Origin of the sequence: Candidatus Spongiihabitans sp. (genome assembly GCF_965237845.1) — a bacterium.
Lineage (GTDB): Bacteria > Pseudomonadota > Gammaproteobacteria > Arenicellales > Poriferihabitantaceae > Spongiihabitans.
Genome location: NZ_OZ250154.1, coordinates 120,863 through 145,719, shown reverse-complemented (window position 1 = coordinate 145,719; position 24,857 = coordinate 120,863). Strand labels below are relative to the sequence as shown.

Genomic DNA, 24,857 nt, shown 5'->3' with positions numbered 1-24,857 from the left:
AAGTCCAAACCAATATCCAATGTTAAATTTTACTCTGCCGCTACTGGCCTACTGTTTTGGTTCAATCTCCAGCGCAATCATCGTATGTCGCATCATGCACCTGCCGGATCCGCGCACCAGCGGCTCAAACAACCCGGGCGCAACCAATGTACTGCGTATTGGGGGCAAAAAAGCGGCGGTAATAACATTAATCGGCGATCTGCTCAAAGGGTTGGTTCCCATGCTCATCGCAAAAATGCTGACCGACAATGCGATGGTCATCGCGCTGGTCGGGGGCGCCGCGTTTCTCGGGCACTTGTACCCGGTTTTTTTTGGCGGAAAAGGCGGAAAGGGGGTGGCCACCGCCACCGGCGTCTTTCTTGGTTTGAGTTGGTCGCTGACGCTGGTGTTATTGGCCATTTGGCTGAGTATGGCTGTATTATTTCGCTATTCATCGCTGGCGGCGCTCAGTGCCGCGACATTGGCTCCCTTTTTTGTATTGTGGCTGTTGCCGGGCTTGTCATTTTTCCTGCTATCCCTCGTTATCGCGGTATTGCTATTTTGGCGCCACAAGGAAAATCTCTCTCGACTATTATCCGGGCTGGAAAGCAAAATCGGCGACTAAATGTCTTCCAGACTCCATCTGGGGTGCACCTCAAACGCATAGTCGTTGACAGTGGCCAATCGCCTATTTGCCAGTCCCTCAGTGGCTAATCGAAAGTAGCCCGCATAGGCAATCATTGCGCCGTTATCGGTGCAAAATTCCGCGCGTGGGTAGAATAACCTAACATTATTTTGATCGGCTAATTTTTGCAATGTTGCTCGCAATCGTTGATTTGCCCCGACCCCGCCAGCCACAACCAATCGTTTTCGCATGGTTTGAGACAGCGCCCTCGAACACTTAATCTTGAGCGTATCAACCACGGCAAGCTCGAATGCCAAAGCAATATCCGCAATGGTTTGTTCATCCAACTGATGTTTTTGCGCTTGTTTTTGCGTGGCGGTTAAGGTATGCGTTTTCAATCCGCTGAAACTGAAATCCAGACCGGGGCGGTTGGTCATTGGCCGCGGAAAAATGAATCTATTGGCATCGCCATTGACCGCCGCTTTTGCGATGGCGGGGCCTCCGGGATAATCCAAGCCCAGCAGTTTCGCAGTTTTGTCAAACGCCTCGCCCACCGCATCATCGACTGACTGGCCCAGGATTTTGTAGTTGCCGGCCGCTTCCACGTCAACTAAAAGTGTGTGTCCTCCAGAAACCAACAACGCTAAAAATGGAAATTCCGGGGGATTATCTTCCAGCATGGGGGATAGTAAATGTCCCTCCATATGATGGATGCCGATAGCGGGCACAGCCCAGGATTGCGCCAGACTTTTGCCCAACGAAGCACCAACCAGCAGTGCGCCAACCAACCCTGGCCCAGCGGTGTAAGCCACCGCATCCAGTTTTTCTGCGTCATTCACTGGGTCCTTAATCAAGCTGTCGATCAGCGGCAGTAGCGTTCGAATATGATCGCGTGCGGCAAGTTCTGGAACCACGCCACCGTATTGTTGATGCAAATCAACTTGAGAAGCCAATCGATGCACAATCAAGCCTTGATGGCTATCGTAGATAGCCGCGCCTGTATCATCGCAGGAAGTTTCAATGCCTAAAATTCTCACCTCGGTAATTATTTCTTAGTTGATCGGGCGCTTTGCACCTCGGTAATTATTTCTTATCGGAAGCGGGACTTTAGTCCTGCCATCCGCAATGGATTGGCGAGGCTGAAGCCTCACTTCCGGCACTCATCCCCATCGTAGTTATTTCTTAATTGATCAGGCGCTTCGCACCTCGGTAGTTATTGCTTATCGGAAGCGGGACTTTAGTCCTGCCATCCGCAATGGATTGGCGAGGCTGAAGCCTCACTTCCGGCACTCATCCCCATCGTAGTTATTTCTTAATTGATCAGGCGCTTCGCACCTCGGTAATTATTTCTTATCGGAAGCGGGACTTTAGTCCTGCCATCTGCAATGGATTGGCGAGGCTGAAGCCTCACTTCCGGCACTCATCCCCATCGTAGTTATTTCTTAATTGATTAGGCGCTTCGCACCTCGGTAGTTATTGCTTATCGGAAGCGGGACTTTAGTCCTGCCATCTGCAATGGATTGGCGAGGCTGAAGCCTCACTTCCGGCACTCATCCCCATCGTAATTATTTCTTAGTTGATCCGGCGCTTCGCACCTCGGTAGTTATTGCTTATCGGAAGCGGGACTTTAGTCCTGCCATCTGCAATGGATTGGCGAGGCTGAAGCCTCACTTCCGGCACTCATCCCCATCGTAGTTATTTCTTAATTGATCAGGCGCTTCGCACCTCGGTAGTTATTTCTTATCGGAAGCGGGACTTTAGTCCTGCCATCTGCAATGGATTGGCGAGGCTGAAGCCTCACTTCCGGCACTCATCCCCATCGTAATTATTTCTTAGTTGATCCGGCGCTTCGCACCTCGGTAGTTATTTCTTATCGGAAGCGGGACTTTAGTCCTGCCATCTGCAATGGATTGGCGAGGCTGAAGCCTCACTTCCGGCACTCATCCCCATCGTAGTTATTTCTTAATTGATCAGGCGCTTCGCACCTCGGTAGTTATTGCTTATCGGAAGCGGGACTTTAGTCCTGCCATCTGCAATGGATTGGCGAGGCTGAAGCCTCACTTCCGGCACTCATCCCCATCGTAGTTATTTCTTAATTGATCAGGCGCTTCGCACCTCGGTAGTTATTGCTTATCGGAAGCGGGACTTTAGTCCTGCCATCTGCAATGGATTGGCGAGGCTGAAGCCTCACTTCCGGCACTCATCCCCATCGTAGTTATTTCTTAATTGATCAGGCGCTTCGCATTGATGGATTTTATAACAGCTAAATAGTATATTGACACACATAATCGAAAGGCGCACAACTGAAATTGCGTTTTGCCTTTGGCACTATATGTCTTTGGCCCTATAAATACCAGCAACATGAATACCGTAGAAGATTTTCCTGATGTTAAATACGCTACAGACGACGGTTTGCTGGCACTTGGCGGAGATTTAAGTCCGCAGCGTCTAATGACCGCCTACCGAAAAGGTATCTTCCCCTGGTATCACGCTGGCCAGCCGATCCTGTGGTGGTCACCCGACCCTAGATGCGTTTTATTCCCTGCGCAATACAAACCACAACGAAGCCTGAAAAAATCAATCAAAAAACAGCGCTTTGTTTTTTCTCTCGACCAAACCTTTGAGGAAGTCATCAATAACTGTGCCGCACCGCGTACGAACAGCGCTGGCACCTGGATCACCGAAGATATGAAGGATGCCTATATTGATCTGCATCACTTGGGATATGCTCATTCCATAGAAACCTGGAAAGATGACCAATTGGTTGGCGGTTTGTACGGAATTGCGTTGAGCGGCATGTTTTTTGGCGAGAGTATGTTTAGTCAGACCAGCGATGCCTCCAAAGCGGCATTGAACTTTTTAATCTCCCATTTAACAACCTGGAATTTTCAGCTTATCGATTGCCAAATAACGTCGCCTCATTTATTGAACCTGGGCGCCGTAGAAATTCCTCGTACAGAATTCCTTGAGCGATTAGGCTGTGCGTTGACTCATGTCGGCAAACCGGGAAGCTGGAAAAATATTCCGGTAGAACCACAATAACAAAATGCTTAATGTTATGACGGTTTGCCCGATCTACCGGGTAATATCGACTTATCAGAGCAAATGTGCCTGATGCTAATTGTTCACACGGCGCTTCGCGCCGTTATGTGCAGGAAAAATTGACAACTGATAATGAACACAAAAATTGGGAAGTTATAAAAACAAATGGCATATGAATCGGTAGATAAATTACAGAATGCTCTTGGCGAAAAAGTCTTTCATTACACGAAAGATAAGAAAAAAGCAGCAGGCAGAGCGCTTGGAACAATGGTTGAAATTATAACCTATTATCTTCTAAAAACTTGGGGTTTTAATAACTCGACTTCAATAGAAAGAGGACTTGTTGAATATGGGAATGAAGATATATCACATAATGTTGAATACTCCCTGCATCCCATAATCAAAGAGTATGGAGTTGCTATTCCCAATGATGGGAATTCAATTACAGCGGCCAAAATCCTAAAAGCATTGGGAGAAAAAAACAATATTACAAAATTTGACAAAAAGAATAACAATCTTCTTGATACACATAATGTTCTTCGTAACGCTTGTACCATTGGTGAGTCAAAAGACTCATTTTTATTGACCAGTTTTAAGACTATTGGACAACAAGAGCATGAATTATTAGTCTTTGAGCAAATGTAAAAACCTTATGCAATATTTGAGTGCAAAAGGGTCGGAGTTGAAGAAGGAACAAAGAAAGGCCCTCAGACAATAGAAAAAGCAAAACAGGGAGCGTACGTTGCAAGAACCACGTCCTCCTTACAAAAAATTAGGACTGACACTGGAGAAAAATATGGGATAATATATCGTTCTGACAACCAACCGTACATAAAGCCTTATGTTGAATTGATGGAGGAAATAATTTACTCTGATGACTCTGACTTGCTACAAAAATTCATTTTAACCGTTGGAGTAGTCAGTAATCATGGAAATTGGTTCACTGCCGAAAATCATAACAAAGAATTGAAGGTTTTAGCCCAATCATACGATTGGTTAATTTTTTTAACGGATAACGGACTGGCTCAATTCATTGATGAGTTATTGCTCAATCCAACACAGGAATATATCAAGGTACAAGAGGCTTTTAAAAGTAGCTATACTGCTGATAAAAAGCGAAACGTTTTTACAAAGGTCAAGATGGATTTTGAAGCAGACACAGTTTTGCTCAAATACTTTTCGGACAAATTAAATGAAATTGAAGGCTGGTTTAACACCATCGCACCAGAAGGAAAAACAATTACTGAACTAAAGAGCGAACTCGTAGAGTTACGTTCTAAAAACTGGAAAGAAATACTATGAGTGCAGGAAGAACAGTAAATTCTCAAAGTCAAAGCTGGGGAACACCTCTTAAATATGTAAAAGCCATTAAACGTTTTTTTGGTGGTGCTATTGCATTAGACCCTTGCTCAAATAAATATTCGATAGTGCATGCAGAGATAGAATTTACGCTTCCACAAAATGATGGACTTAGAGAAGATTGGAACTATCCGACCGTCTATATGAATCCACCATATGGTGCTGACAGAGAAAGAGGGACAACAATAAAAAATTGGTTAGCAAAGTGTGCTTTAACTCACCAAAAATATAGTTCGGAAATATTGGCTTTAGTTCCGGTAGCGACAAATACAGGTCATTGGAAGCAAAGTGTTTTCGGGCAAGCGAGAGCCGTTTGTTTTCTCTATGACACAAGACTAAAATTTCTTGAAAATGGTTCCGGTGCAGGCAAAGGCGCTCCCATGGCATGTGCAATGAGTTACTGGGGTAGGGATTATGATAAGTTCTACGATGTATTTATTGAGCATGGTGCCGTCGTTGACTTATCAAGCTTACAAAGAGAATAGATAGGAGCAACAAGAAAGCAACTAAAATTGGTCTTTGGATAAAGATGTGTGCTGTTTAGAGCTATAAATGAAAAAAACACATGACTCAAGCGTTAGGCGACCAAGCATAGGGATAATGACCGACAGTGCAGAAGCAAGCCTTGAATTGATCATCGAGCGAATTGAGGGTGAGTATTCGAACTTCTCCGTCTCCTCACGCTGGTGTCGACGTCAACTCATGCTAGGTCGGAAGATGTTTGCAACATTTTCGGAAATCGACATGTCGTTTAAACTTGGGGAAGGCCAGTTAAGTCAGACGTATTCGATTGCCGGCGCGGAGACTTGGAACCCAAAAGAAAGGGGGAATCCATCCAGGAGTTGGGTGCTGATTCCCATTTCCCAACAGAAATACTGGATGTTGCTGGCTTTGGAAGCGGCAAAGGACATGAATACGCATGGCGTCTAACAAGCGCATGAACTACGCGCCTTCAGCGCCGGACGCAGCAAAGCTACGCCGATTATGCAGGCGTTAGCTGTCTCAAATAAACTATATCTCAACTATTGACTTCACCCTAAATAATGAATACTATAAGTAGCATCAATATGGGGAGTCCAATGCAAACAGCTGAACGATATAGCCATGTAGAATCAAGAAAAAAAGAAGGTGCACATTATACTCCAGAGATTTTTTCTGATTTTATTTCAGAAAATATTATTTTCAATGCTAACTTGAAAAAATCCGTAAAGGTGGTTGATCCCGCTGTAGGGGATGGTGAATTACTGATAAGTCTAATAAAAACATTAAAAGCCAAATCGTTCCATAACATTGAGGTTTATGGATTTGATACAAACCCCGCGTCAATTGAAATAACCAGGAAAAGATTAAAAGAAACTTACCCTAATCTTACTCCAATTTTGCAAAATAAAGACTTCCTTCAGATATGTATAGAAAAGAGTGGGCTGTCTGACTCGCAAGATTTATTTTATTCAAGTGATATACCAGATTTTGACTTATTAATAGCAAACCCTCCGTATATACGAACTCAAGTTTTAGGTGCAGAACAATCTCAACTATTAAGTAAGAATTTCGGGCTAAAGGGAAGAGTTGATATTTACCAAGCATTCTTGGTTGCGATGAAATCGGTGTTAAAACCTGATGGAGTCGCTGGCGTGATCGTTTCTAATCGTTTCCTGACAACAAAAGGTGCGGGGAAATTTAGAGAAATTATCCATAACCAATATTCAATTAAAGGGATTTGGGATTTCGGTGATACTAAAGTTTTTGAGGCTGCTGTTTTGCCAGCAGTAGTCATTCTTTCAACACACAACAAAGAAAGGGACTTTAATATCCCTTTTTCATCTATTTACATGGCTGAAAATGAAAGTTATTCAAAAAGCCTTCCTTTCGTTGAAAGCCAAATTCAAGCCCTAAAATATGATGGTATTGTTTCTTCAAAACAAGGTAATTTCTATGTTAAAAATGGACACCTAACATTTGATTCCAATCCGGCTGATTTGTGGCGACTTCAAGACGTAGAGTATGAGCAATGGTTGGATAAAGTGGCATCTAATACATGGTGTCTGTTTAAAGATATAGGGAAAGTTCGTGTTGGTGTAAAAACAACTGCTGATAATGTATTTATTAGGTCAAATTGGAAAAAAGAAATTGGTTACGAGCCTGAATTATTACGCCCATTAACCACACATCATATCGCTAGTCGGTTCAGGAGCAATGAAAAAGAGAAAAAGGTAATTCTTTACACTCATACTATCATTAATGGAAAAAGGCACACATTTAACATTAATGAATATCCTCTGTCTAAAAGGTATCTTGAAGAAAACAAAGATCAACTTAGTAGTAGGAAGTATGTTATTAAAGCTAATAGAGAATGGTTTGAAATTTGGGTTCCGCAGAACCCATCACTTTGGGAGCAACCAAAAGTTGTCTTTCGTGACATAAGTGAACGTCCAACATTCTGGATGGATAAAGAAGGAAGCATTGTAAATGGAGACTGCTATTGGTTATTACGTGATAATGAACAAATGCCAGAGAGTATTATGTGGCTTGTTTTAGCAGTAGCTAATTCACGTTTTATAGAAAAATTTTATGATATAAAATTTCACAATAAACTCTACTCAAATAGAAGGCGGTTTATTACCCAGTATGTTGAACAGTTCCCTATACCAAACCCAAATCTTGCAGAATCAAAAACATTGATTGCTTTGGCTAAAGAATGCTACAAGGAAAAAAATGAAAATAACCAAATAAACATCGAAGATAAAATTGATAAAATCGTTTGGTCGGTTTTTAATGTCTCGTAGGTATCAACAATTACGGATTAAATACCGATAGTCCTTTTATGCCTTCAAAAAAACTCATTGGTATTGATCTCTGGCATTTATAGCTTTCGTCTGGAACGTAGGTGAAATGTAAACCAAGCTTATTTCCTTGGCATAATATTGCACCTTCAACTATGTTAGTTTCAGGATTGGTAAGAGCTATAAAATAACGCATATTTCGAGTTGTAAAGTTACCGCAATCTGGAGCAGTAATTTCAAATTCAGGACTAAACTTTCCTAAATCAACTGTTGGAGAATCTTGAATTTTTACTTCTAGTGCTTGGTTGCGAAGATCAGGGTATCCACCAGAAAGCAATTCATTATCGCCAATACTGTAACCTAATGCACCGGCAAATATCTCTTCAAGCATTTGCCCTCTATTTTTGGTAGCTGCTGGCGCAATATTACACCCAATAATTTTATTAATAATAATTTCCTTGATTATTGACAGTGGTAATAATGATCCAGTTGTTGGCTGGTCGTGAATACTAAAAAGTGATAGGTTTTTAATGTTTTCTTTATCCCCAACCATATCGTCATAAAACAATACTCCATTTGGTTTTGCTAATACAAACCGCCGCAATGAAGAGGAGATAACCAGTTGATTTTTTACTGTTGGTTTGCCAAACACTCCAAATTTATTTACGATATATTCAGGTGTTAGTACAGCGATAGCAATGACCTTGTGGTTATCTGGATCAATTTTTACTAATACAAAGCGAACTTCACCTGATTGAAGTGTTTCACCGCTTGAATATTGGATTTGAACGGATTCTGATGAAGGATTTCTATTCCAAACTTGAAGGTTATACGATGTACCCGTCGTTACGATATATGTATCGACATATTCTAAAAGAATTTTAGGTACACCTTTGGGTGGGACTACCTCATAAGAATTTTTTTCTGCGTATGGTGGCGGGTTTGAATTGATTAATTTATCGGCTATTAATTTACGAATATTTGAACCATCTGTTCTTGATTTTCCTGTAAGTTCAAACTTAGTATTTATTAGGGATTCAAGTTTTTTTGCCAAATCGGGCAAAGATGTTAAAAGACTTTTGCTTTTAGGTGGTTTCTTTAATCTTACATCCATATAAACTACTTTGACTTATCGGTTAATAAAGTGGGAACATCTACATTTAAAGCTGAAGCTATAGTTTCTAACGAACTTAATGTTACATTCCGTTCGCCTCGTTCTACCGCACCAACATAAGTACGGTGGAGTCCGCATTTATCAGCAAGATCTTCTTGTGATAAATTCAGATCACCACGAAGCTTTTTGATATTATTGGATAATGTATTTGTGATAAGTTGGCTTGCTTTTCTCATTTAGAAAACAATATAAATATCATGATGCTTATAAGTCTACATACTATAAGCAGCAAAATAGCTAACAAAAGCATACACGCGGACTGCCAAAAGCGGCCGGTTATGCGGGCGTTAGAAGGTATAGTTTCTTAATATGTACACAACATATTTTAGTCATCCAAATGTACCAAAGAAAACAAATTTATCTATGGATTGTGGATGTTATTATTGGGTAAAGGATAGAAATGAAAGAAAATCATACACAAATGCATCAAGCGTTCGTGCAAAAACTGAAATTGCCGGAAGATAATCATACTAATGAAAACGATGTTTCTCGTGAGTGCGGAACTCACTGATTATTAACAAATTTAGGGTAACGGAAGATAATTTTAAAGAGGCAACAGCCCTTTCTGCGCGTGAATCATTGGGATAGATACTTGCATTAGGTTCAGCGCTCGCTATGACGGCATTTTCTTTTTCTGAACCAGAGTGGGAGAAGTCATATTTCGGACACTCAGAAAATGACCCGGTTTATGTCATGCTTAATCCGTAAATAATCGCTGTGACATAACCCGTGACCATTCAGTTAAACCCGCCGAAGCTTTATCTTTCCGCGCCCCACGCCTGTCCCTATATCGAACCTGAAACGGCAACCACGGTTTTACTGGACCCCAATTACAAAGTAGATAATGCGCTGTTTAGCGTATTGTTAAACTCCGGGTTTCGGCGTAGCGGGAAAACCATTTACCGACCGCATTGCCGAAACTGCAAGGCCTGCGTGTCGGTGAAAATTCCAGCCAATGCGTATCTTCCCAATCGTGCTCAAATCAGGTGCTACAAAAAAAATCAGGATCTCCACACCACCATGGTACCCACCAGTTTCAAACAGGAACATTTTGAATTGTATTGTCGTTACCAATCGTGGCGCCACAGCGGAGATACCATGGACCACAACGACTCAGACCGCTACCACGAGTTTGTGGTTAAATCTTTGATTGAAACCGTATTCATGGAATATCGGCTGAAGGGAAAATTAATCGGGCTTTCGGTCTGTGACTTGCCGGATGACGGCATGTCGGCAGTTTATACTTTTTTCGATCCTGATTTTTCAAAACGCAGTCTGGGAACATTTGCAATCATGAAACAAATTGAGTACGTCCGTCAAATCCAAATGGACTGGTTATACCTGGGATACTGGATCGAGGGCTGTAAAAAAATGAGTTATAAAACCAACTTCAAACCGATGTTTGGCTTTGTCAACCAGGCATGGCGGCCGATGTGATTATCGAAAGGGGGCTTTAACCCGGGAATTGTCATGCGCCCCAATCATTGTCTGTGCGTATTGTCTGTGCGAGCATCCTTAATTTTCAAGCGCCAAAGATAACGCTTCAAGCTGACTGACATACCAAAACGGCGCGCGAATCAATAATGTTTCGTTTCGGTTCAAAGCGGATAATGCTTTTTCTTTTAATTCATCGTCCGAAAACTTTTTGGCCAATTCAAGGCTGGTGGAAATTAATACTGCAGAGGGCGCCGGGTTGGCGGTATCTGCAAGCATTGGTTCGCCAGACACCGAGGCTAACAACGTGTCATCCCCCTGATACCAACCATTGTTTCGGTAAAATCGTTGCCAGCCTTGTTTTGTGATTGCCAGCGCAACTTCGAAATCGCCATCGCTGTTCGATAGCGATGCCCAATCAAACAGGCCTCGTGCCACGTAGGCATAATCTTCCAGCGATGCGGTGCCTAGCAACCTTCCTTTGGTCATTGACCGGGCTAACGCTTTACCATCCCATAATTGATTGACCAAAAAATCCCGTAGCGCTTTAGCGGTTTGGTTATATGACAATTCGGGAAACTGCGCGGCGGCCGAGACAAAAGCGGATAAGGCCAAACCATTCCAGCCGGCCAGAAGTTTATCATCCATCGGCAGTGAGCGTTTTAGCCTGGCGGCGATCAATTTGGTTCGTGCCTGCTCATAGCGTTGCTGAGCCTCATCCAATTTCAAATTGTTTTTGTTGGCGTACTGTCCCAGGCTCATCATCAATCGAACATGGTTACCCCTGGGCAGTTCACTCTCTTGGTCCAGACCCCATATTGAAAATATAAGATTGGCTTGCTCAGGGTCAAGTATTTCGGCGATTTCGGCTGGCTGCCATAAATAACTGCCGCCTTCGACGTTATTGTCGTCAACCGCAGAGAATGAAGATATCAATGCGCCGTGTTGGTGCCACATATACTTCTGCATGTACGTTAATGTTTGTTGCCCAATGGATTCATACTTTGCACTACCCAACACTTTTCCGGCATTCAAGTACAGCAAAGCGAGATTTGCATTGTCATACAACATTTTTTCAAAATGCGGTATGCTCCAATCAGTATCCGTCGTGTATCTAAAAAAGCCGCCAATTAAATGGTCAACCAGGCCGAGATCAGCCATAGCGTCGAGGGTTAGCGTCAAAAAAGCTTTTGCCGCCGGCTGTGGATTGATTTGATACTGTTTAAGCAGATACTGTAATTGTGGCGCGGATGGAAATTTTTGTTTATCGCCGAATCCGCCTTTGTCTAGGTCCGCTCGCAACATAACAATCCTGGCGGATTCAGCAAGAATATTCTGGTATCTGCTGCGCTCCAGATTCGGACCATAAATCTGGAATGTTTCAACTGCTTCGTTACTGACCAAATCCAGAACCCGCTGCCGATCGTTTTGCCAAACCCTTTGCAAGCGATTCAATGTTTCCAAAAATTGCTCGGGCGGGGCATACAACAACGAATAAATCGGATGCCCAGTAGGCGTTACAAACACATTCAGTGGCCAACCTCCGCGGCCAATTATGCGTTGGGTGAAATCCATCAACCGCCGGTCCAGGGCCGGCTCAAGCTCGCGGTCGATTTTTACAGGAATAAAATTTTCATTCAGAAACTCGGCGATTTTCTCGTTTTTATAACTTTCCTGCTGCATCACGTGGCACCAGTGGCACGCAAAATAACCTATCGAAAGATAAAGAATTTTGTTTTGTTGTCTGGCTAATTGCACAGATTCCTCATTCCATGCCTGCCAGGCGACCGGATCATCGCCGTGCAAAGCCAGATAGGGTGCGGGGTGATCCGTCAGTTGATTTTTAAGCTCGCTGGCATGAGCCGGAACACACAACAGCAAGAATATGGCGATAACCGCTTGGTGTAATTTCATGCCTTGCGGACTAACCCGAATAGGGCGTCTAAGGATATGGCACAAAGGCCGGGCGCATCTGTAATTTGTGTGATGTAATTCGTATTAATCATCGCTATCTTCATCGCTGGCTTGGTCATTGACGGCCCGGCTTTTCAAGAACCGCGAGCAAATCAAACCGATTTCAAATAAAAGCCATACCGGCAGCGCCAACAACGTTTGAGAAAAAATATCCGGCGGGGTTAATAACATACCGACCACAAATGCTGCAACGATGATATACGGTCGTTTTTTTGCCAGGCCTGCCTCGGTGGCTACCCCCATATAAATCATTAACACGGTTGCCACGGGCACTTCAAAGGCCACACCAAATGCAAAAAATAATTTTATTACAAATCCGAGATACGCATTGATGTCAGTCATTACCGCCACGCCTTCAGGGGCGGTGTTTGCAAAAAATTCAAATATCAGCGGAAATACCACAAAATACGCAAAAATGATTCCCAGATAAAACAAGCCGCTGCTGGAAACCAATAGCGGTATTACCAGCCGTTGTTCATGTTTATATAGTCCCGGCGCCACAAACGCCCAGATTTGATACAACAAATAAGGCACCGCTAATGCGAACGCGCAGGCAAACGCAAATTTGAAGGGCACAAAAAATGGGCCGTGCGGCTCGGTGGATATCATGCTGTTGCCTTCAGGCAATGCCGACATCAACGGGCTTGCCAACACCTCATAGAGCGTATTAGCGAAAGGCGCCAGAATAATGAAAAACACCAGAACCGAAAACACGCCGCGAAGCAACCGATCGCGCAACTCGACCAGATGGGAAACCAGCGAGCCTTCGGCGGCGTTCGAATCGGCGGTCATGGGGATTCGCGCATTGGGTTTAGCCTCGGGGGATCATCATAGCAAAGAGCGGTTTACGCAATGTCCACACTTTTTATTCACCTTCGCTTTCATGGATTTTTGTCGGTGTCTGGCATCTTTGAGGCTGTTGAAAGGCCCGTGCCATGCGGCGTGTTTCGGGTCGGATCCGTCCGCGAGGCCACGCCCGTTATTGCAAAATCTGCAAGCGCCGACATGTATCGTGGCACTTTGGTTCGCCCAATTTTCGTAAATGTAATACTTCATTTCGCGGCTGTCTTTTTGACGACCTTTATTGCCGGCAGTTTTTTTCGCGAGCTTTTTCGCGGGCTTTTTCGCGGGAGATTTTCTCGCGGCGGAATTTTTCTTGGCGGGTTTTTTCTTTGTCATTGACTTTTTCCTTGCTGTTGTTTTACTGGCGATTGATTTACCAGGGGCTGCCTTGCTCTTAACTGCCGGGTTTATTTTGCTGGTTTCCTGCCTTAACGAATCAGACGCCGAATCGGATGCGTCATCTACCGATTTTTTAAACTCATTCCCCACCGCTTTCAGATCCAGAGAATCGGCTGCGGATTGGGTAATGTCTTTTAACTCCTTGCTGGCCGATGTGCTGGCCGATTTCAGGTCATCTCTTAACGTTTTGACTTTCTTCATGCCATACTCGTCGTCATACTCTTTCATTTCCTTTTTAACATCCGACATAACCTCGTTAAGCATATGCCTGCCCTTGCCGACCCACAGACCCACACTGCGCGCGACACCGGGCAGGCGCTCAGGCCCAATGACCACAAGGGCGATGACGCCAATAAACGCCATCTCCCAAAAGCCAACATCAAACATGGGAAGTTAAATCAGGGTTTTTCCTTGTCAATTTCCGCTTTTTCCGCAACCACCGCTTCTTGTTCGTTTATTTCTTCGCTGGCTGCTTCGCTCTCTTCTTCAATTTTCTCCGCGGCGCCTTCTTCTTTGACCGCTTTTTTAAATCCCTTTATAGCGCCACCCAAATCGCCACCCAAATTTCTCAGTTTCTTTGTGCCGAAAATCAATAATACAATCACCAGAATGATGATTAATTGAACCGGACTAATACCACCAATGCCCATAATATTGCGCCTCGTCGATTGTCTGTTTATAGTGAATTGATTACCTTCATTGAAGTATGGCTGTTTTTTAGCAACATTCAAGTATCAACTTTGTCGCTACGCTGATTCTAGCGGTAAACACCCGGCCTGCGTAGCGGCATTTTGTACGCTCGCACCGGCTTGATGAAATATCCGGGCTAGGTCTTATATATCTCAGCCTGGTCTTTTAATATCGGTTCCACTTCATTCCATCGACCGTTTTCATAGCGTTTGTAAAAGCAGGCATGACGGCCAGTATGACAGGCAATGCCGCCGACTTGCTCAACCTGCATTAATACCACATCGCCGTCGCAATCAATGCGAAGTTCCTTTAATTTCTGAATATGTCCCGACTCCTCGCCTTTGCGCCATAATTTTTTCCTCGATCTTGAGTAATACACGGCGCGACCTTCCTCAATCGTGGTTTGCAATGCCTGCCTATTCATCCACGCCACCATTAACACTTTGCCGGTGTCGTGCTGTTGAGCGATCGCGGGCACCAGTCCGGCTTCGTTCCATTTTATTTCATCTACTATCGTTTGCATTATAGAAAATAGAATTATTGTGGTCTTGAATTGATCGGAGTCTTACCGTAATACCCCGCTCAGCCATAAATTGTTTAGCCTGCTCGACGGTATATTCGCCATAGTGAAAAATGCTTGCTGCCAGCACCGCATCTGCGCCGCCCTCGATGATACCGCATACCAAATGTTCCAGCGTCCCCACGCCACCAGATGCAATGACAGGAATCGATACATTATCAGTAATACGGCGCATCAACGCGATATCATATCCGTTTTTGGTGCCATCCCGATCCATACTGGTAACCAACAACTCCCCGGCGCCGTATTCCGTCATTTTTTTCGACCACTCCAGGGCATCGAGTCCAGTGGCATTTCTGCCGCCATGGGTAAAAATTTCCCAACGAGGATTATTAGCGCCCGCATCGGCCTCAGGGGCCACTTGCTTGGCGTCGATGGCCACGACAATGCATTGATTGCCAAAATGTTTGCTTGCTTGGCGGATGAATTCCGGGTTTTTCACCGCCGTGGTGTTAATGGAAACCTTGTCGGCGCCAGCGTTCAGCATTTTGTGAATATCACTCAACTCGCGGATTCCGCCACCGACGGTTAGAGGAATAAAGACTTCGCTGGCAACCTGCTTGACTACATTGACCAGGGTATCCCGATTGTCAGAACTAGCGGTAATGTCCAGAAAAGTGATTTCGTCAGCGCCTTGCTGATCGTACCGACGGGCAACTTCTACCGGATCTCCCGCATCCTTGATACCGACAAATTGTATGCCCTTCACTACACGCCCGGCATCCACATCCAAACAGGGAATAATTCTTTTGGCGAGCGCCATCAATGCGGCCCGGACCGAGCGCCTGGAGCGGGCATTGAAAAATTATTCGCCAAAACCACCTTCGCCGAAAATTTCATCAGCGGCTTTTTGGCCCTCGGCAAAATCCAGCGCGCCTTCGTAAATCGCCCGACCGGTGATTGCGCCGATGATTCCCGAGCCCGATGCCGTAGCTAATTGCTTGACATTTTCAATATTCTGAATGCCGCCGGAAGCAATCACCGGAATATTCACCGCCTGCGCCAACGCCACGGTTGCATCAATATTAACGCCCTGCATCATGCCATCCCTGGCGATATCGGTATAAATGATTGCCGCCACATCCGTTTTATCAAAGTGCCGGGCCATGTCGATGACATCGTGTTTGGACAGTTTCGACCAGCCTTCGGTAGCGATTTTGCCGTCTCTGGCATCCAGTCCAACAATCACGCGGGCAGGATATTCTGTGCACAAATCGCTGATCAGGTGAGGCTGGTTAATCGCCTGAGTGCCAATAATGACATAGCGCACCCCGGCTTGAATATAAACCTCCACGGTGTCTTCATTGCGAATCCCGCCACCAATCTGGATCGGCAATTGCGGGTGGTTTTCAGCAATGCGGTGCACAATATCCGCATTAATCGGTTCGCCTTTCATCGCGCCGTCCAAATCAACAATGTGCAGCCGCCGGGCGCCTTCATTGACCCATCGTTGCGCGACCGATACCGGGTCATCGGAAAATACCGTGGTTTGGTTCATGTCGCCCTGCCGCAGGCGGACGCATTTACCGTCTTTAATATCAATCGCCGGAATCAGCAGCATCGTTAAAACGACCCATTCCAGTTAATAAAATTTTTCAGCATTTGTAATCCCGCGTGCTGGCTTTTCTCAGGATGAAACTGGGTCGCAAAAATGTTCCTCGAACCCGCAGCAGCGGTAAACCGATTGCCATACCGACACTCGCCCATCACCTGATTTTTAATGTCGCTTTCAACGTAGTAACTGTGCACAAAATAAAACCGCTCATTGTCATCAATACCATGCCACAGCGGATGATCAACGCATTTGTTCACCTGATTCCAACCCATATGCGGAATTTTTAGTCTGCCTGCCTTGCCCTCATTGGTCTGGCCCTCATTGGTCTGGCCATCATTTGTTTGACCCTCTATTTGATGCTTCGGATGAGTTGAAAAGTGTTTTACGCGCCCGGACAAAATACCCAATGCCTGAGTGCCGCCATTTTCCTCGCTATGGTCATACAACGCTTCAAGCCCAAGACATATTCCCAGAACAGGGCCATCATTTAGACGCTTGGAAACAGCGGTTTTCAATGCTATGTTGCTATTTAATTGGTTAAACCAGGTGCCGATTGCGCCCTGGCCGGGCAAAACTAAATAATCAGCGCTTTCAATGGCATCAGCCTGCGCAGTAATGCTGACCTCGGTGTCGCTGCTTACGCAAGCCAACGCCTTGCTGACCGAGCGCAGATTGCCCGTTCCCAAGTCGGCAATGACTATCCTGGTCATGCTAATTCGCGGGTTCAACCACCAAATGGCCCGACCACTGGCCCGGTAATGGCTTGGTGAATGACATGGCAAATTTTCCGCGCTGAACCTAACCTCGAAATAAATTTATGCACGAAATTTACAGCAGGCCCTTTTACAGCAGGCCTTTGGTGGACGGAACACCGCTTACCCGCGCATCCAGTTCAACGGCCATCCGCAACGCTCTGCCAAAAGCCTTGAATAAAGTCTCGGCGACATGGTGGGAATTTTCTCCGCGAAAACAATCCAGGTGCAATGTCGCCAGCGCATGATTGGCAAATCCCTGGAAAAATTCATGAATCAGTCCAGTCGAAAATTTTCCAATGTTTCTGTCCGGGTATTTCACATGGCTTACCAATAGCGGTCTGCCTGAGAAATCTATTACCACCCGACTGAGCGCCTCGTCCAATGGCACATAAGCATGTCCATAACGACGAATGCTTTTTTTGTCCCCTAATGCCTTGCTAATCGCCTGACCGAGAGTAATCCCGATATCCTCCACCGTGTGGTGATCATCGATGTGCAAGTCGCCGGTCGCCTTAATTTTAATATCGATAACGCCGTGCTTGGCAATTTGCTCAAGCATATGCTCCAGAAACGGGATTCCAGTATCAAAATCCGCTTTTCCCACGCCATCCAGATTGATAGTGATATCAATCCGGGTTTCTTTGGTGTTGCGGGTGACTCGGGCAATTCTTTCAGTCATGGCAAGTAAAACAGGCATTGGTCTTTAAAAGGCGAACGCCGAGTTTACAAGTAAATCCGAAGGTTTGGTAGTGGATGTATAATTCCCTAAATTAGCATCGGCAATAAAATTCGTTCCGGCGATTGGTGTTGGTACCCAAACCATAGGGTATAAAGGACAATTGCGAATTGCCGTAGAAAAGTTATGCATCTTCATCGATAAATATGGAATAATAAGAATTCGATAATAAATCTTCAAGAGCAAAAACATGCTAAAGGATTGGCTAAAACTTCACTATTTAAGATCTGTATCACTCGCTCAAAAAAGGGCATTAGTAAATTTCTTTGGCTGCCCGGTCGATATTTTTGCGGCCGACCAACCTTGTTTGAGCGACTCTGGCATCCTCTCTGAAGCTGGCATTAACGCTGTATTAACGGCCAATGAGAATTTGCCGCAAAATGATCTGGAGTTGCTCGAATCCATTGGCAGCCAATTCATCGGATTTGACGACCCGAAATTTTCAGATTTGCTCAATGAAATTCCAAGCCCCCCTCTGGGGCTTTTCGTCAAGGGAAATATAAATTTACTCAAACAACCCCAAATCGCCATCGTTGGAAGCCGCAACCCCAGTCCAAGCGGCAAGAAAACCACGCAAGCGTTTGCCGCAGAATTAACGGCAATGGGTTTTACCATAACCAGCGGTATGGCGGCCGGCATCGACAGCTGCGCTCATAGCGGCAGCCTGTCGGTAAACAACGCAACCATTGCGGTTATGGGCACCGGAATCGACCGGGTCTATCCGGCCACCCATCGAGAACTTTATCGGGAAATTTCAGAAAAAGGGCTGATCGTGACCGAATTTGCGCCGGGCACACCGCCCCATCGGGCGCACTTTCCACAACGAAATCGCATCATCAGCGGCTTATCTATGGGCACCTTGGTAGCCGAAGCCGGGATACGCAGCGGCAGTTTGATAACCGCGAGACTCGCCGCGGAACAAGGGCGGGAAGTATTTGCCATCCCTGGCTCAATTCACCTTCCGACCAGTCACGGCTGTCACCATTTAATCCGCCTGGGCGCAAAGCTTGTTGAGTCAGTGCAGGACATCACTGATGAAATTGGCCACTTCTTTAACCAGGCGACCCCGGTTTCTCAAATCAGCGCCGAGTCACCGCAGAGTCATTCTGAACATCCGGCCGAACATCCGCTTTATAACCTGATAGACTACGCGCCAATCTCAATAGACCAAATAATTGCGCTTAGTGGATTGACGACCGAGCAAGTTTCATCCATTCTCATTGATTTAGAATTGCGGGGGTTAATCGCTGAGATGAACGGAGGTTATCAACGCTTGCCTTAGTTTGTCGTTATGCAGCAGGCCATTGTCAAGCAGGCCGTCAAGAAGATTCGCACAATGCGACGCCATTAAATAACAGTTTATATTGCAATGAAAAAATACTGCGACAAAGGCATAATCATTACGCTGCTGGACGACACAAAGAAGGCGCGCCGCGTTCCTGTTTTTTGAGGTGATGAAATGAAAGAAAATGTGCTTGATGTTCTCATCTATTTATTTGAGAACTATATGTTTGATAACGATGAGTTTGAGCCAGACCATGAGACCTTGCTTCTGGAATTGAGCCAGGCGGGTTTCGATCAGGCAATGATTGACAGCGCTTTCGACTGGCTGGAAAATTTGACCGCGCAGTGCGACCGCAATTCATGCTTGGCCAGCATCCATCAAGGCGCGATTAGGCATTATTCTACTGGAGAACTGAGACAACTCGGCGTTGAAGCGCGTGGCTTGTTACTGACCCTTGAACAATGTGGCATCCTGGACGGAATATCCAGAGAAATGGTAATTGATCAATTAATGGCTTTAGGGGCTGATAGTATCGAACTTGCGCATTTAAAGTGGGTCATCCTGATGGTGCTGAGCAACTACACCGATGGTGATGGCGTTACTGAATTGACCGAGACCTTGGTCCTGGATGGATTGCATACCTGTATTCATTAAACATGATACAAAATTGCACTGCGTTGCAGCGTACAATTGTCTCTCTTATAACCGCTCGTCAACGTGCCGCCATGCTTCGCCGACAAAGATTTCCACAATATCGCCACTCCTGCGCATCCTGCGCCCGCGGCATACGACCGCCAGGGATGGCGGGAGTGCAGTTATTGCAGGAGCAAATATCTGCCATTGCATCCATGTAAATAACCGATTTTTGCTCCTGCAAAATCGGCATACATTACATCCATATAAATAACCGCTATTAAGGAAAAATGGGCAAACACCTCATCATTGTTGAATCGCCGGCGAAAGCGCGCTCCATGTCAAAGTATCTTGGCGATAATTTCAAAGCCTTATCATCTTATGGCCATGTCCGCGACCTGCGACCGAAAAAAGGCGCGGTAGATCCAGACAACAATTTCGAAATGCACTACGAAATTATTGAGCGCAATAAAAAGCACGTGGACTTGATTGCCAGGGAAATGAAAAAAGCCGATTCGTTGTACCTCGCGACCGACCCGGACCGCGAAGGCGAAGCAATTTCCTGGCATCTGTACGAACTCCTCAAGGAACGAAACGCCATTGGCAACACACCGGTATATCGGGTGGAGTTTTATGAATTCACCAAGTCCGCAATACAAAAAGCGGTTAACAACCCGAGAGAAATTTCGGCTAACCTGATCGAAGCTCAGCAAGCACGTCGAGCACTCGATTATTTGGTCGGGTTTAATTTATCGCCGCTGTTATGGAAAAAAATTCGCCAGGGACTATCGGCTGGCCGCGTCCAAAGCCCGGCATTGCGGATGATTTGTGAGCGCGAAGCAGAAATAGATAAATTTATCAGCCGGGAATATTGGACCATTGAAGCGGATTTGAACACCGGCGGGCAAAATTTTACCGGTAAGTTAACCCAGTACAAAGATGAAAAATTAAAACAATTTTCAATTGCCGATGGCGCAACGGCCAAGGCCGCCGAAACGGCATTGAACGAAGCGGCGCAAGGGAAATTAATAGTCGCTAAAATTGAAAAGAAAGAGCGCAAGCGAAACCCCGCGCCGCCGTTTATTACGTCAACATTACAGCAAGAGGCGTCACGAAAACTTGGGTTTAGCGCGAGACGAACCATGCAAACCGCCCAGCAATTATACGAGGGCATCGAAATTGAAGGCGGCGCGGACGGCCTGATTTCCTATATGCGTACTGATTCCGTGGCGCTGGCCACAGAGGCTGTTGCTGAAATCAGGGCATTGATCGCCTCCAAGTATGGCGTGGACAACCTGCCCGGCCAACCCAGGGTGTTTAAAAACAAATCAAAAAATGCCCAGGAAGCCCACGAAGCAATAAGGCCTACTTCCGCAAAACGAATACCAAAGGCTCTCAAGTCTCAATTGAGTGAAGATCAATATCGACTGTACGATCTCATTTGGAAACGCACCGTGGCTTGTCAGATGATTCATGCCACTATTGACATGGTGTCGGTTGATTTGACTGCCGGCAGCATCGGCGTCTTTCGATCATCCGGTTCCACCATTCGTATTGCGGGATTTATGTCCGTGTATCTGGAGGGGCGGGATGACAAACCGGACAAGCGCGAAAAAGAGATAATCTTGCCTGCCATGAAACCAGGCATGAGTATCGATCTGGTAAAAATCAGGCCCGAACAACATTTTACCGAACCACCGCCGCGTTATAACGAAGCCTCGTTGGTGAAAACACTGGAAGCCTATGGAATTGGAAGGCCCTCTACATATGCTTCGATTATCAGCACCTTGCAAAACCGTGAGTACGTTACCCTGGAAAGTCGGCGCTTTGAACCCACTGAGATTGGAAAAATAGTCAATCGGTTTTTATCCAGCCACTTTACGCAATATGTGGATTATGAATTTACCGCGAAAATGGAAGATGCTCTGGACGGGATTTCTCGAGGGGAAAAACAGCGGCTGCCGTTAATGCAGGAATTCTGGACGGCATTTTCCAAACTGGTAGAGGAAAAAGAGGAAAGTGTCAGCCGTGATGCCGTTATTCAATCACGCGTTTTGGGGACCGATCCCAAATCAGGAAAGCCATTGTCCGTGCGCATGGGACGCTATGGCCCTTACGCGCAGATTGGAACTCGGGATGATGAAGACAAACCCACTTTTGCCAGCCTCCGGCCAGGCCAAAAGCTGGACGCTATTACGTTCGAGCAGGCGCTTGAGCTATTCAAGCTGCCAAGAACCCTAGGCCAAACCACGGATGGTGAACCGCTTACCGTGGCGATTGGGCGTTTCGGGCCCTACATCAAATACGGCGACAAATTTGTGTCGCTGGGCAAGCACGACCCCTATACGGTGGAAAAAGAAACCGCACTGCAACTTGTCGCCGAGAAAAAGGAAAAGGATGCCAACCGCCTGATTCTGGATTTTGAAGACGCTGGTATTCAAGTATTGAATGGTCGCTATGGTCCTTACATCACCGACGGCGAGAAAAACGCTAGAATCCCCAAAGCCGTGGCAGAACCAAAAACACTATCCCTTGAAGATTGCAAAGAACTGCTTAAAAATGCCAAACCGCCTCAAGGAAAAAAGAAAGCGGGAAAAAAGAAAACCGCCAAAAAGAAGTGATCGACAGGAAAATCAATTCAAAAATTTTGTTTCAAAGAAGCCGGGAGCAAGCAATCCGGGTCAACAAAAAACTAATAATACCTTTGAGTTAAATGAGTTAAACCCCGTGAGTACCAAGGCTGGCGACGGTCATCATCGTTAACAACGCGCACACCATCATTCACGGACATGCGGGAATCCAGAAAACCAACAAAACCCGCTGTTCACACAATGGCGCGCAAACGTAACCAGAATTTTTGAGCGCGTCACCGTCTCTGTCACGCACTCGGTCAACCGGATTCGTTGATTATCGACTGGCTCAGGAAACCATCAAATTCGGCGATAGTCATCTTGCAACGAGAACATATTTCCTTGACTTCAAGATAGTCCAGCCGCCGTTCCCCTGTTTCATATTTTGATACATAACTTTGGGGTTTCGCTAACTTTTTTGACAACTCCGCCTGTGTCAGCCCGGCGCACTTGCGTGCCTGCCGAAGCACCCGACGAAACGCTATCTGTTGACTCCCCCAGGGACGATTAACCATAACGGATATTGCCGCTTGACAAATATCCTAATATGGAATATCTTCTGTAAATATCCCATTTTAGGATATTTACAGTTTACGAGGATAAATTCATGAACAAATCAAATCACTGTTTTGCCTACAGTGTGGCTTTAACCGCACTTTTGCTCGCTGGTTTTGCTACTGCAACAGTTGCCCAAGATAACGTTTTTTTGTTTGGCATTGAATACGCCAATGAAACATCAGTTAGCGGCTTTAAGTTTCTTGACGGGGGGACCCCAAGCGAGCCGTTGGAATCCAAGGGAGTCGCATTCGTGTCGCAAGAGATTCCACGTAGCACCGGTTTTGCGTCTGGTTACCGGTCTGTCGTACGTGCGTCAAATGTTGACGAAAGCTATAACGGCCTTGTACTAGCGGACACAGGGCAAGTGAATTTCAGGGGACAAATGAATTATACAGAAACCGTCCGATTAGATGCACTCAAAGTCTTCTACTATAGCATCACTGAGCGGTGGCATCCGTTCATCATGGCTGGTCTAAGTATTGTTGCTGCCGACGTTTCAATCAAAGGCGATGTCAGCGAAGCAAACGGAAGTGGTAAGTGTACTCAAGGTTGCACTACAGAAACTATCGGCACAGAAACCTCGTTGGGGTACAAATATGGTGCTGGCATGGCGTTTCATATTTCGGATAGTTTAACCATCCAAAGTTTATATGAAGCCTATGTAGGTGATGATTTTGATTTTATTGTGATTGAAGATGATGGCACTCGTCATACGTTGGGCCGCGTAGGCTCTAAGTTCGAGGCGTGGAACATCGGTTTGTTATTTTCGTTTTAATCGTCATTTTCCGAGCAACAAACCGGGCAGCGTATCTTAGTAAGGTGGCGATGGCCGGTTATACTTGTGCTTGTTTTCTTTTTTAGCCCATAAACAATAGCGTCGGGGGAGTAAACCAATGCAATCTTTGAAGTCAGTAAAACTAATATTGGTGGCTTTTTGCCTCACCATTACGGGGTGTGCGAGTAGCCCGCCACAGTGGTCGGAAGCCGCTAAATCCCAGCAAACCGAAACCGGCGTTCAAGTTAGACCCAGCGATCTTGGCGTCCCTCAAACCGCTTCGGTGGAATATATCCGTGTGAAAACGGAAAGGAGTATTTTCCTCGATCCACCGGAAGGGAACAACGAAGTTTATCTGCGCGTCGGCGATACTTCGGGACGTGCCTGGGCCGGCATTTCCATGCGCGATTTGGTCACGCAAGAACTGGGTAAGCGCGGCTTTACGGTAGTGACTAACGCCAAAACCGCAAGTTACGCCCTACAAGTGAATATCCTGCTGGCGGATGAAATATCGGCCGCGGAAATCGCCCAACTCGATGAAACACAATACGGTCAAGATCTGGGCGGCATCGTGAAATCGGTCGTTATTGGCACCGTTGTCGGTGGCGTGGCTGGCTCGGTGCTCGGTAACATTGATAACACGCTCGCCGGCGCGGTCGGCGGTGGCATTCTCGGCGGAGCACTCAAGGGCTTGTCGGGTTCGCGCAAAAAAGATCTGTTGTTAGCGCAACAAGCAACCAAGTATTTTTCCCTGATCATGGATGTGGAAGTGCGCGAGCGCACCAAAGGCACCGTCACCCGAAGCGGCGAGACTAACATCCTCAAGTCGCAAAATTCTAGCACCGGCGACAATGTCGCGGATACTTCGGTGAGCGGCTCACAAAACATCAGCTCCACCGAAACTGAAAGTTTCACTGAAGAATCTACTTGGAAACGCCACCGCACCCGCGTGGTCGGCAAAGCAAAAGGCAAACTTGTGGTGTTTGAAGATGTGGAACAAGACTTTGCCATAAAAATGATTCGCGCAATTGCCGGTTTCTTTTGAAGC

General features: G+C 45.8%; 25 protein-coding genes and 1 pseudogene. 13 read left to right on the top strand and 13 right to left on the bottom strand.

Features of this window, described 5'->3' with window-relative positions; all coding sequences use genetic code 11:
• Window positions 1-19: 19 nt before the first annotated feature.
• A complete protein-coding gene (gene plsY / locus ACPXXB_RS00720) occupies window positions 20-604 on the top strand; it encodes a glycerol-3-phosphate 1-O-acyltransferase PlsY (protein WP_423908318.1) in 585 nt (194 codons plus the stop codon).
• Here plsY and tsaD read toward each other — a convergent pair.
• The gene (gene tsaD / locus ACPXXB_RS00715; protein ID WP_423908316.1) at window positions 601-1,641 is read right to left on the bottom strand and encodes a tRNA (adenosine(37)-N6)-threonylcarbamoyltransferase complex transferase subunit TsaD; all 1,041 of its coding nucleotides are present in this window, start codon (window positions 1,639-1,641) and stop codon (window positions 601-603) included. The two genes, plsY and tsaD, sit on opposite strands and share 4 nt — an antisense overlap.
• Window positions 1,642-2,965: 1,324 nt before the next feature.
• Between tsaD and aat the strand changes: the two genes are divergently transcribed.
• The 6 genes from aat (at window position 2,966) to ACPXXB_RS00685 (ending at window position 7,791) form a co-directional block, all read left to right on the top strand.
• Complete coding sequence (gene aat, locus ACPXXB_RS00710) at window positions 2,966-3,646, top strand: leucyl/phenylalanyl-tRNA--protein transferase (RefSeq protein ID WP_423908314.1); 681 nt, start codon at window positions 2,966-2,968, stop codon at window positions 3,644-3,646.
• 165 nt (window positions 3,647-3,811) lie between these two features.
• The gene (locus ACPXXB_RS00705; RefSeq protein WP_423908312.1) at window positions 3,812-4,291 is read left to right on the top strand and encodes a hypothetical protein; all 480 of its coding nucleotides are present in this window, start codon (window positions 3,812-3,814) and stop codon (window positions 4,289-4,291) included.
• A 207-nt stretch (window positions 4,292-4,498) separates the two neighbouring features.
• Window positions 4,499-4,948: a hypothetical protein gene (locus tag ACPXXB_RS00700; protein WP_423908310.1), complete on the top strand. Its 450-nt coding sequence runs from the start codon at window positions 4,499-4,501 to the stop codon at window positions 4,946-4,948.
• The gene (locus ACPXXB_RS00695) at window positions 4,945-5,490 is read left to right on the top strand and encodes a DNA N-6-adenine-methyltransferase (RefSeq protein WP_423908308.1); all 546 of its coding nucleotides are present in this window, start codon (window positions 4,945-4,947) and stop codon (window positions 5,488-5,490) included. The genes ACPXXB_RS00700 and ACPXXB_RS00695 overlap by 4 nt, the downstream gene beginning before the upstream one ends.
• A gap of 115 nt (window positions 5,491-5,605) precedes the next feature.
• Window positions 5,606-5,935: a hypothetical protein gene (locus ACPXXB_RS00690; RefSeq protein ID WP_423908306.1), complete on the top strand. Its 330-nt coding sequence runs from the start codon at window positions 5,606-5,608 to the stop codon at window positions 5,933-5,935.
• 149 nt (window positions 5,936-6,084) lie between these two features.
• A complete protein-coding gene (locus ACPXXB_RS00685) occupies window positions 6,085-7,791 on the top strand; it encodes an Eco57I restriction-modification methylase domain-containing protein (RefSeq protein ID WP_423908305.1) in 1,707 nt (568 codons plus the stop codon).
• Between the two features lie 10 nt (window positions 7,792-7,801).
• Here the strand turns inward: ACPXXB_RS00685 and ACPXXB_RS00680 are convergent, their stop codons facing one another.
• A complete protein-coding gene (locus tag ACPXXB_RS00680) occupies window positions 7,802-8,902 on the bottom strand; it encodes a nuclease (protein ID WP_423908304.1) in 1,101 nt (366 codons plus the stop codon).
• A gap of 5 nt (window positions 8,903-8,907) precedes the next feature.
• Complete coding sequence (locus ACPXXB_RS00675; RefSeq protein ID WP_423908302.1) at window positions 8,908-9,138, bottom strand: helix-turn-helix domain-containing protein; 231 nt, start codon at window positions 9,136-9,138, stop codon at window positions 8,908-8,910.
• 553 nt (window positions 9,139-9,691) lie between these two features.
• On the opposite strand from ACPXXB_RS00675, the gene ACPXXB_RS00670 reads away from it, so the two are divergent.
• Window positions 9,692-10,399 carry an arginyltransferase gene (locus tag ACPXXB_RS00670; RefSeq protein WP_423908300.1) on the top strand — a complete coding sequence of 236 codons (708 nt, stop codon included), beginning with the start codon at window positions 9,692-9,694 and terminating at the stop codon, window positions 10,397-10,399.
• A 78-nt stretch (window positions 10,400-10,477) separates the two neighbouring features.
• Here the strand turns inward: ACPXXB_RS00670 and ACPXXB_RS00665 are convergent, their stop codons facing one another.
• From ACPXXB_RS00665 to hisB, 9 genes and pseudogenes are all read right to left on the bottom strand, one after another.
• A complete protein-coding gene (locus ACPXXB_RS00665; RefSeq protein ID WP_423908298.1) occupies window positions 10,478-12,310 on the bottom strand; it encodes a thioredoxin domain-containing protein in 1,833 nt (610 codons plus the stop codon).
• A gap of 87 nt (window positions 12,311-12,397) precedes the next feature.
• Window positions 12,398-13,162: pseudogene (tatC, locus tag ACPXXB_RS00660) on the bottom strand (twin-arginine translocase subunit TatC); the annotation flags it as partial.
• Between the two features lie 36 nt (window positions 13,163-13,198).
• Complete coding sequence (gene tatB, locus ACPXXB_RS00655) at window positions 13,199-13,999, bottom strand: Sec-independent protein translocase protein TatB (RefSeq protein ID WP_423908296.1); 801 nt, start codon at window positions 13,997-13,999, stop codon at window positions 13,199-13,201.
• 11 nt (window positions 14,000-14,010) lie between these two features.
• Window positions 14,011-14,262, bottom strand: coding sequence for a twin-arginine translocase TatA/TatE family subunit (gene tatA, locus ACPXXB_RS00650; protein WP_423908295.1), 252 nt, complete (start codon window positions 14,260-14,262; stop codon window positions 14,011-14,013).
• Between the two features lie 176 nt (window positions 14,263-14,438).
• Window positions 14,439-14,825, bottom strand: coding sequence for a phosphoribosyl-AMP cyclohydrolase (gene hisI / locus ACPXXB_RS00645; protein WP_423908293.1), 387 nt, complete (start codon window positions 14,823-14,825; stop codon window positions 14,439-14,441).
• Entirely contained in the window at window positions 14,806-15,645 is an 840-nt protein-coding gene (hisF, locus tag ACPXXB_RS00640; protein ID WP_423908292.1) for an imidazole glycerol phosphate synthase subunit HisF, read from the bottom strand. The genes hisI and hisF overlap by 20 nt, the downstream gene beginning before the upstream one ends.
• A gap of 42 nt (window positions 15,646-15,687) precedes the next feature.
• Window positions 15,688-16,443, bottom strand: a complete 756-nt coding sequence (gene hisA, locus ACPXXB_RS00635) for a 1-(5-phosphoribosyl)-5-[(5-phosphoribosylamino)methylideneamino]imidazole-4-carboxamide isomerase (RefSeq protein ID WP_423908291.1) — start codon at window positions 16,441-16,443, stop codon at window positions 15,688-15,690.
• 2 nt (window positions 16,444-16,445) lie between these two features.
• On the bottom strand, window positions 16,446-17,147 hold the full coding sequence (gene hisH / locus ACPXXB_RS00630; protein WP_423908289.1) for an imidazole glycerol phosphate synthase subunit HisH: 702 nt from the start codon (window positions 17,145-17,147) through the stop codon (window positions 16,446-16,448).
• Window positions 17,148-17,280: 133 nt separating this feature from the next.
• Complete coding sequence (gene hisB / locus ACPXXB_RS00625; RefSeq protein WP_423910843.1) at window positions 17,281-17,871, bottom strand: imidazoleglycerol-phosphate dehydratase HisB; 591 nt, start codon at window positions 17,869-17,871, stop codon at window positions 17,281-17,283.
• Between the two features lie 247 nt (window positions 17,872-18,118).
• Between hisB and dprA the strand changes: the two genes are divergently transcribed.
• The 3 genes from dprA to ACPXXB_RS00610 all read left to right on the top strand — a co-directional run bounded on the left by dprA (window position 18,119) and on the right by ACPXXB_RS00610 (window position 22,467).
• The gene (gene dprA / locus ACPXXB_RS00620; protein ID WP_423908288.1) at window positions 18,119-19,210 is read left to right on the top strand and encodes a DNA-processing protein DprA; all 1,092 of its coding nucleotides are present in this window, start codon (window positions 18,119-18,121) and stop codon (window positions 19,208-19,210) included.
• Window positions 19,211-19,387: 177 nt separating this feature from the next.
• Window positions 19,388-19,867 (top strand): DUF494 family protein, encoded by a 480-nt coding sequence (locus ACPXXB_RS00615; protein WP_423908286.1) that lies wholly within the window; start codon window positions 19,388-19,390, stop codon window positions 19,865-19,867.
• A gap of 269 nt (window positions 19,868-20,136) precedes the next feature.
• The gene (locus ACPXXB_RS00610; RefSeq protein WP_423908284.1) at window positions 20,137-22,467 is read left to right on the top strand and encodes a DNA topoisomerase I; all 2,331 of its coding nucleotides are present in this window, start codon (window positions 20,137-20,139) and stop codon (window positions 22,465-22,467) included.
• Between the two features lie 269 nt (window positions 22,468-22,736).
• On the opposite strand, the gene ACPXXB_RS00605 is transcribed toward ACPXXB_RS00610, so the two are convergent.
• On the bottom strand, window positions 22,737-22,991 hold the full coding sequence (locus tag ACPXXB_RS00605) for a helix-turn-helix domain-containing protein (protein WP_423908282.1): 255 nt from the start codon (window positions 22,989-22,991) through the stop codon (window positions 22,737-22,739).
• Window positions 22,992-23,083: 92 nt separating this feature from the next.
• Here ACPXXB_RS00605 and ACPXXB_RS00600 point away from each other — a divergent pair, with 92 nt between their 5' ends.
• The gene (locus ACPXXB_RS00600; protein WP_423908280.1) at window positions 23,084-23,809 is read left to right on the top strand and encodes a hypothetical protein; all 726 of its coding nucleotides are present in this window, start codon (window positions 23,084-23,086) and stop codon (window positions 23,807-23,809) included.
• Between the two features lie 118 nt (window positions 23,810-23,927).
• Complete coding sequence (gene traT / locus ACPXXB_RS00595) at window positions 23,928-24,854, top strand: complement resistance protein TraT (protein WP_423908279.1); 927 nt, start codon at window positions 23,928-23,930, stop codon at window positions 24,852-24,854.
• Window positions 24,855-24,857: the final 3 nt, after the last annotated feature.